The sequence below is a fragment of the Waterburya sp. genome (assembly GCF_058530065.1).
The window spans coordinates 1-8,399 of record NZ_JBZNBU010000137.1; the positions used below are offsets into that span (position 1 = coordinate 1).

8 protein-coding genes are annotated in these 8,399 nt (G+C 37.4%); 6 read left to right on the plus strand and 2 right to left on the minus strand.

The window, feature by feature from the left end:
* Both AC33VI_RS09025 and AC33VI_RS09030 read left to right on the plus strand, forming a co-directional pair.
* The coding region (locus AC33VI_RS09025; protein ID WP_491781935.1) for an anthranilate synthase component I at positions 1-1,242 on the plus strand (1,242 nt) is incomplete at its 5' end.
* Positions 1,243-1,333: 91 nt separating this feature from the next.
* Positions 1,334-2,659, plus strand: coding sequence for an S-layer homology domain-containing protein (locus AC33VI_RS09030; protein ID WP_491781936.1), 1,326 nt, complete (start codon positions 1,334-1,336; stop codon positions 2,657-2,659).
* A gap of 215 nt (positions 2,660-2,874) precedes the next feature.
* On the opposite strand, the gene AC33VI_RS09035 is transcribed toward AC33VI_RS09030, so the two are convergent.
* Positions 2,875-3,402, minus strand: coding sequence for a ferric uptake regulation protein (locus AC33VI_RS09035; protein WP_491781937.1), 528 nt, complete (start codon positions 3,400-3,402; stop codon positions 2,875-2,877).
* Between the two features lie 157 nt (positions 3,403-3,559).
* The gene (locus AC33VI_RS09040) at positions 3,560-4,867 is read right to left on the minus strand and encodes an ABC transporter substrate-binding protein (RefSeq protein WP_491781938.1); all 1,308 of its coding nucleotides are present in this window, start codon (positions 4,865-4,867) and stop codon (positions 3,560-3,562) included.
* A 438-nt stretch (positions 4,868-5,305) separates the two neighbouring features.
* On the opposite strand from AC33VI_RS09040, the gene pilM reads away from it, so the two are divergent.
* The 4 genes from pilM to AC33VI_RS09060 form a co-directional block, all read left to right on the plus strand.
* Entirely contained in the window at positions 5,306-6,409 is a 1,104-nt protein-coding gene (gene pilM, locus AC33VI_RS09045; RefSeq protein ID WP_491781939.1) for a type IV pilus assembly protein PilM, read from the plus strand.
* A gap of 91 nt (positions 6,410-6,500) precedes the next feature.
* Positions 6,501-7,253, plus strand: a complete 753-nt coding sequence (locus AC33VI_RS09050) for a PilN domain-containing protein (RefSeq protein WP_491781940.1) — start codon at positions 6,501-6,503, stop codon at positions 7,251-7,253.
* A complete protein-coding gene (locus tag AC33VI_RS09055; RefSeq protein WP_491781941.1) occupies positions 7,250-8,041 on the plus strand; it encodes a type II and III secretion system protein in 792 nt (263 codons plus the stop codon). Before AC33VI_RS09050 ends, AC33VI_RS09055 begins: the two co-directional genes overlap by 4 nt.
* Before the next feature lie 89 nt (positions 8,042-8,130).
* Positions 8,131-8,399: hypothetical protein (locus AC33VI_RS09060; RefSeq protein ID WP_491781942.1), on the plus strand; the 269-nt coding region annotated here is incomplete at its 3' end.

The window sequence follows — 8,399 nt, forward strand, 5'->3', positions numbered from 1 at the left end:
ATCTGTGGGGGATCGCCACGAAAAATCGCAGGAAAAGCTCAATTATGGACTCCTGAGACGGGAAAAATATTGCCTTTCTTGCGATCGCTTCTTGATTCAGTCGCTGCACGAGCAAAGCTCGAAATCGCTCATCTTCCTTTTACTGGAGGCTGGCTTGGTTGGTTGGGTTACGATTTGGCTTGGGAAATCGAGCATTTGCCAAGTTTAAATCAAGATACCCTACCTTTTCCTGTCGCTTATTGGTACGAACCAGAATCCTTTGCGGTTTTAGACCACGTTCGACAAGTACTGTGGCTGGCTGCCAGCGAAGCTTCGAACCTAGACGATCTCGAAACTAAAATCTCCCAGTTTCCTACTTCTCCAGTTCCCCACTCTCCTACTTCCTCAGTCCTCCAATCCTCAATCAATTTTTTAACCAACAGCGAACAATATCAAAACGCGGTCAGACAAGCAAAAAAATACATCCAAGCAGGAGATATCTTTCAAACTAATTTATCTTTACGCTTCCACACCCAGACAGAGCTAGATAGTTGGTCGATTTATCATCAACTACAACAAATTAATCCTTCCCCCTTTGCTAGTTATTGGCGATCGCCTTGGGGAGATGTCATTAGTTGTTCTCCCGAAAGATTGATCGAACTAACGGGGAAAAAAGCCCAGACCAGACCGATCGCGGGAACTAGAAGAAGAGGAACAGATCGAGAGAGCGATCGCGCTTTGGCAGCAGAATTATCGAGCAATGTTAAAGAAAGAGCCGAACACATTATGCTCGTGGATTTAGAGCGTAACGATTTGGGTAGAGTCTGCCAGTGGGGTTCGGTAGAAGTAGATGAATTACTGGCGATCGAACGCTACAGCCACGTCATGCACTTAGTCAGCAATGTTAAAGGGATTTTAAAAGATGACTGCGATGCTATAGATCTAATTCGCGGAGTATTTCCTGGAGGAACGATTACAGGATGTCCTAAAGTTCGCTGTATGGAGATTATTGAAGAGTTAGAGCCAGTCCGTCGCAGTCTTTTCTATGGCTCTTGTGGCTACCTTGACCTCCGAGGAAATTTGGACTTAAATATTCTCATTCGTACCCTGTTATACGTGCCTTCTAAAAATCCAGGTGTCGCTGATGTTTGGGGACAAGTAGGAGCGGGTATTGTTGCCGATAGCGATCCAGAACGAGAATGGTACGAATCTTTAAACAAAGCAGAAGCTCAAATAGCAGCCTTGCGATCGCCAGAATTTTAGAAAACCTAAAAACTTCAGCAGCTTTTTTGAGAACTATTTCAAACTTGGTTTATTTTTTAACTATTACTATCAATTTAAACATCCCACATCCATGACAAATTCATCACCTCAAGAACCGCAAAATCCTATCCCAGAGCGTAGAAGCCGACCTGCTGCGGGAGTAACTTTTGATGAAATGATTGCCATTGTTGTTGCTTTTGGTACTATTGGCTCGATTCTATTCTGGTCTTTGGCTGGCAGAAAAAGCGAATTTGCTGGTAATTTTGGCTTGGGCAACCAAAATGCTCTACTATCGGGCGATCGCACGGGCATCGAATTAGGCAGTATTGATGCCGACTCCGATGTCGATTTTGGCGACTTAGAACCAGATGCCGATAGTCTTGCTCTAGGAAGCCTTTCTACAAGAGATAATTCTGCTTCAATCGCCGATTCTTCTGGTTTTGAAATTGCATCGGGGCAATCGACTCCCAGTTATCAACTAGATGGCGATCGTAAATTAGCTCCTGTTGCTATTGGTGCAGCTGCTTTACCAGCTTTTGGCGATCGACCCGATGGTGATTCTAATCTAGATTCTGAAACTACTGGTGTTGCTCCCGACGAAACAGACACCCAAGCTACCGAGCCTGAAGTTTGCCTAGCTCCCGACGAAACAGACACCCAAGCTACCGAGCCTGAAGTTTGCCTAGCTCCCGATCAAACAGACACCCAGGCTACTGCTCCCGATGCTGGGATTGCTCCCGATCAAACAGACACCCAGGCTACTGCTCCCGATGCTGGGGTTACTCCCGTCGAAATGGACACAGAGCCAGAAATAGCAGAAATGCCCGATGATGTTGCTCCGAGCTATTGGGCTTATCCCTTTGTTAAACAAATGAGCGACAAACAATTAGTCGCTGCCTTAACAGAAGATGCCGACTTTGAACCAGACAAACTAATTACCAGAGCTAGTATGGCTACCTTAATTAGCCAAGCTTTTGAAGATCGACCTAATACTAAATCTATTAAAAAATTTAACGACGTAACTAATAAAAATGCGATCGCTGCTGATATTGATAAAGCAGTTACTACTGGTTTTATGAAGGGCTATTCCGACGATGAATTTCGACCTCTAGAAAATATTCCTCGCTATCAAGTATTAGTTACCCTAGCGACAGGTTTGGGTTTAAAATCATCCCAAGATGCGGATCTAATCCTACAAAAATTTGACGATGGTGCAAATATGCCTGATTGGGCTAAAGAACAAGTAGCAGCAGCAGCCGAAGCAGGATTAATTGTCAATCCTCCTGGTGTTGCCAGCAATTTACTAAGTCCCGAAACTTCAGCAACTCGGGCTGAAGTAGCAGCAATGATTCACCAAGCTCTAGTTAAAACTGGCAAGTTGCAGGCGATCGAATCTGAATATATTCTCAAACCTTAAAAGACTGTATTAATAGCCAAAAAATAAACAATATTAGGTTCAAGGTTCAATTCTTAGTTATTTAACCACAACAATGCCCGTCAGTAATTCAATTGAAATTGTGACGGGCATTAAATGAGATAAATAAATTAATTTTGCAGTTGATAATTCAATTAATCTTCTCAAGAACTTTTGATTAAAATTCAGCCTCTATTTAACTGATATGTTAATTAAGCCTATTCCTTAACTTTATTTTCTGCTGCTTCCCGCTCTGAAATTACACGAGTACAACACCAGTCAGTAGGCAAGGCAGAAGGCCATCCTTTACGAATAGCTTCGGGACAGATAGTCATCACTGTTAGCTGACAGTCAATTAATTGAAAACCTTCTTTTTTACACTGTTTTAGACTGTGTTTTAAAATAGTATCATCTCTAAATTCAATAGTATTATTGCATTGAATGCAAACTACATGATGATGATGGTGGGGGTATGGCTGATTTAACTCATAGTGCTTGTGACCTTCAGCTAACTCCAACTCTCGTAAAATACCCATACGAGCCATAAGTTTAACACTACGATAAATTGTAGACAAACTGATCGATTCGCCACGTTTTTCTACAAGTTCGTGTAGTTCTTCCGCACTTAGATGATTGCCTTTCGGCAAATTTTGAAATACGTGCAGAATTTTTTCTCTTTGAGGAGTCATACGCCAACCTCTGGAGTTGAGTTCGGCTTTTAAGGAAGCTGCCGTATAATGAGCCATACCAATCTTTTATCAATTATTTCTTGCTTATTGACAATGATAAGTTTTTTGAGCAACCTTTGCAATAAAGTTTAGTTACAGAATCGTCAATCCAGCAAATATTTGATGCTTAAAAAATTATCTTGCTAAATAAATTGTATTAGTTTTTTAGAGATAATTATTGATTTTCTAATCGATTATTCCATTGATTGGCAGCATCTGTAACAGCCTGTTCTACGGTTTTATCTCCAAGCATTGCCTGTTGTAGATTTTCATAAATGATTTTTTGCAAAATAGGTAAATCTTGTCGCACGGGAACTAATACTTCAGCATCCTTAAGTTGTTCTGCACTTATTTTTTTGGCTTTTGCTTTTAAATTATCGATTGGTTCTCGTTCGATCTTTTTGATATATTCTTTTACTGCATCTTTAGTTGAGGGAAGTACATTAGATTTTTCAGCAAAGGTCAATTGGTTTTTAGTATTAGTGACATACAAAGCATACTCCAAAGCTACCTCCGATTTATCTGTCTGACGAGGAATAACCAAATTCATTACTGCTACGCTTTTTTTACCCGTATTTCCGCTTATTTGAGGTGCTATCTCAGAAACTTCGGCAACAGTTGGTGCATTACTCGTAATGCTATCAATAAATTCCGCACCAGAAGATAGCATAGCCATTTCTCCCATTTGATATAACTCAATGCCATAACGATGACCTTGAGTTAGTACTTCTGGTGGAATTAATTTTTGTTGGTATAAATCGACCCAATACTGAAAAGCGACTTTTCCTTCAGTAGTGTTAAAGGCAGCTTTCCCCGATTCATCTACTAAATTCACTCCCATTTTGACTAAAGACTCTAGTACATCTCCCGAATCATTGGGAACAAAACTAATAAAGAAAGCATATTTTCCTGTTTTTTCTTTGATACTTTGAGCGGCAATAGCTAAGTCTTGATAAGTTTTAGGCGGCTCGGCAATACCTGCTTGATTTAATAAATTTTGATTATAAATAGTAACGGTAGTAGTCAAATACCAAGGTAAGCCAAAAGTGCGATCGCGACAGCTATTTGCTTCGCATATTTTAATCGTGCTAGCTTGCCAGATTTTGGGTAAGTAGGTAGCTTGAACTTCTGGGGGAACTACTTCATCTAAGTTCAGCCAAGCATTGCGAGATGCTAGCTGAGAAGCAAATTTAGGATTGAGATTGACCACATCTGGTGCAGTATTAGCAGAAATCGAAGTTAAAATCTTATTTTCCATTGCCGACCAAGGAACATCTGTCCAGCGTAATTCTACTGCTTCATTTTGAGTTTCAAAATTATTATTTAGAGCGGTAAAATACTGAGTAAAATTTGGTTTTAGCTGCATCGTCCAAAACTCCAGATTATCCGAATTAACCTTAGGGCGAGGATTACAAGCACAAATACTGCTTAAAAGTATTCCTATTAGCAAGCTAAATTTTTTAATATTCAAGGATTTATTCATTACGAACTAAGAGATAAAGGGTAAAACAAACCATATTACTTATAAATAAAAATTGCAATGTAAATTGCTTTTATAGCTATTATTTAGATTTTAAAGATATACCACAGATTAACTTTGACTTATTAATAGATAATCCCTGCGTATTTTTAACCATTATTTAATCTTAAGTTTTAGTTATTTTCGGTACTTGCACTTATCTTAAAAACATTTAACAGCAGCTACAATGTCCAATGTAGCTAGTATATTGTCGAGTAAAATCGACTTTTTGTTAACTTATGATTTAGTATTTGGCAAGTAGTCTAATAAAAAGATTAAGGCTATTTATAAAAATAATTAAAGTAATAAAACCTTAAATATTTAAACCGAATAACCTGAAAAATCATATTGTCATATCTAGGATTGAGGTACATTTTTTGAAATACTACTTAGGACAGGGATATGCTAAATAATTTAACTAGTATCTTTGCTAAGAACGGAGGAAGCATTGGTATTGAAATCAATCCACAGAAGATTAATATTGCTCAAATAACTAAAAATGGTCAGCAATATAAATTATTAAAAAATATTTCTGCGGATATTCCTGAAGGAATATATGAAGACGGTCAAATTGTTGATTCTTTGAGCTTATCTGAATTGATTAAAGATACTCTTAAAACAAATAAAATTAGTGCCAAAAAAATAACGACTGCCGTTCCGATGAGAGAGGCTATTATTCGTGTTATTCCCGTTCCCGCCGAGTTGGATGAAAACGAATTGAAAGATATGGTTTTGGTACATGAGGCTGGAATGTATCTTCCTTATCCTAGAGAAGAAGTCGATTTAGATTATGCCAAACTAGGCTATTTTATGGATGAAGATGGTATTGAAAAAGTTAATGTTTTATTAGTAGCAACTAAAAAAGAAGTTACCGATCTTTATAGTGAAATTTTCCAGCAGGCAGATTTGCAAATGGAAGTTCTTGAAATTAATAGTTTTGCTTTAATTAGAACTATTAGAGAACAATTACGTCAATTCGGTTCAAAAGAGGCAGTAGTCTTAGTTGACGTTGAATTTGACAGTACTGAAATTGCTATTGTTGTTGAAGGAGTTCCCCAATTTTCTCGTACCGTTCCTATTGGAACTTATCAAATGCGGAGTGCATTTTCTGAAGCAATGGGATTGCCCAATACTGGAGAAACTGAATTACTTCATGATATAGATATCATCGATGGATTGAGCGATTCAGGAGAGATTGATTCTTCCCAAATAGAATCTGGCAAATTAGCTTTAATGAAAATTTTAGAAGAATTAGCAGAAGAATTAAGTCGTTCAATTAACTTTTACATTAATCAAAGTGAGGATTTAGAAATAGCCCAATTACTATTAGCTGGGCCAGGAGCAGGGATTACTCAGGTAGATGAATTCTTTACACAAAAACTAAATTTACCGACTATGAAAATAGATCCTATAAGTACTCTTGGTTTAGATGTCAGTCAAGATGTTGCCCCCGAATATCGTCCTGGTTTGGGTATAGTTTTAGGATTGGGAATGCGGGATATTTAGAGTTTGATTCTTTATCTGTCTATTAATTCTTGTATGGAATCAAAATCTCACTCAAAACAATACTCATAATTCTGAAAATTGGTATGACTTTATGTATAACTTAGATATTAACTTTCTGAGGGATCGCGGACTAGAACAATCGACTGAAATTAGCGATAGTTTTGCTCAAAAAAAAGAGCCTAGTATTGCCGATAAAATACCTATTGGTATAGGAGTTTTAGTAGCATTAATAGCAGCCACAAGTACTTTTGTTCATCTACAGGGGGTTAATGCTAAAACGGCCGTACTAGAAGAAGATATTCAACGAATTGAAAGCGAAATAGCCGACTTAGGTAACCAAAATAAAAAGATTGAAGCAGCTAACGAAGAAATTCAAAAAGTAGAACAAGAAACTAATGCTTTGATTGGAGTATTTGAAAAAATTAAACCCTGGGCTGCTATCGTCCAAGAAATAAGCGATCGCACTCCTCCAGGAGTTCAAGTAGATTCTATTCAGCAAAGTGGTTCGGGGAGTAGTACTGGAATTAATTTATCGGGTACGGCTCGTTCTTATACTGATGTGAATGATTTTGTTTTATTTCTTCAAAGATCGCCTTTTTTCGATGCTAAAAAGATCGTGTTAAATACGGCTGGCACTACTAACTTCAACGTTGAAATTGAAAACGAAGATAAGTTACCCAATAATGCCAGCTTTGAAGTCCCTGAAGGAATTCAATATAAAATTTCTACCCAATTAAAAAATGTACCTAGTTCCAAATTAATTGAGGAAATTGAGAAAAAAGGTTCGACTGGTTTGGTAACTAGACTCAGAATATTAGAACAGAAAGGAGTAGCTTTAAAATGACCTTTACTGATGATTTTGCCACAGAAGAACAAGGTTTAGAGGGGGATTATCCTTCTGCATTTGGGATTACTTTTACCCCAACCGTTATAGGGGTTGCTATAGCAGTGGCTGGTATTGCTCTCGCTGCTTATGGATTTATAAACTTTGTCAAACCCGCTCAAGAAAAATACAATCAAGCCTCAGCTAAAAAACAAGAGTTAGAAGGTCAACTAAATAAAATAAGAACTGGAGATTTGCAGCTTAAACTAGCTCAACTACAGTCAGATCTGGCAGAAAAAAAAGTATTGAAATCTCGCGTTATATCTATGTTTACTAGCGAAGAAGATCTTAATACATTACTAATCGATATTGATAGTTTTATTAGTTCTAATCAAGCCAAATTAGTTAATTTTCAACCCGATAGCAATGTCAGTACTATTGACGATGCTTCTTTAGGGGCTGAAGTACAAGGAAAACTAAAACGTAAAGGAGTTTCTTTAACTATTGAAGGTACTTTTACTGAGACTAAGCAAATATTACAGGATTTAGAACGCTTGCAACCTTTACTAATGATTCAAAGTATTAGTTCTACGGTAGACGAACAGCCAACAGCAATTTTTGCTAATAATAACACCGAAATTCTGCCTCAAAAACAAGCAGAATTAAAAACTCAAATCAAACTAGATGCTATTTTACCTTCTAGTCAATCAGAACTAGCGAAAGCTAAAAAAGCAGATGAAAAAGCAGAAAACGAAGAGCGTTCTAAGCGTAGAAACAGACGTAAAAATAGACAACAAAGCAAAGAATAATAAGTAATAAAATTATTTCGGATATTACTAACTAATATTTGATTTTGCAGAGAATATATTTACTAACAATATAGGTTGAGGATTAAACAGTGAAAAACTATTGCCCTAAAGGATTAGCTACGCTACGCTCCGCGTCCGATCGCCTTGGATTTTTAACCGCATTAACTACTATGTTACTTGCCGCTCCATCAATAGCTGCGGAGAGAAATATTACTAACATCGAATTAGAGAAAAGCCACGACCGATTAGAGTTAAAGCTGACAGCAGATAAAAAAGCTGGATCTGGAGCTTCTTTTTATACCGTACGGAAGGGAAACACGATTGAAGCTAATTTACTCAATACAGATTTAGAATTAGC

Excerpts from the sequence above, each read along its gene's own strand:
- AC33VI_RS09030 (WP_491781936.1), top strand. The coding sequence starts at position 1,334 with ATGACAAATTCATCACCTCAAGAACCGCAAAATCCTATCCCAGAGCGT.
- AC33VI_RS09035 (WP_491781937.1), bottom strand. The coding sequence starts at position 3,402 with ATGGCTCATTATACGGCAGCTTCCTTAAAAGCCGAACTCAACTCCAGA.
- AC33VI_RS09040 (WP_491781938.1), bottom strand. The coding sequence starts at position 4,867 with ATGAATAAATCCTTGAATATTAAAAAATTTAGCTTGCTAATAGGAATA.
- pilM (WP_491781939.1), top strand. The coding sequence starts at position 5,306 with ATGCTAAATAATTTAACTAGTATCTTTGCTAAGAACGGAGGAAGCATT.
- AC33VI_RS09050 (WP_491781940.1), top strand. The coding sequence starts at position 6,501 with ATGTATAACTTAGATATTAACTTTCTGAGGGATCGCGGACTAGAACAA.
- AC33VI_RS09055 (WP_491781941.1), top strand. The coding sequence starts at position 7,250 with ATGACCTTTACTGATGATTTTGCCACAGAAGAACAAGGTTTAGAGGGG.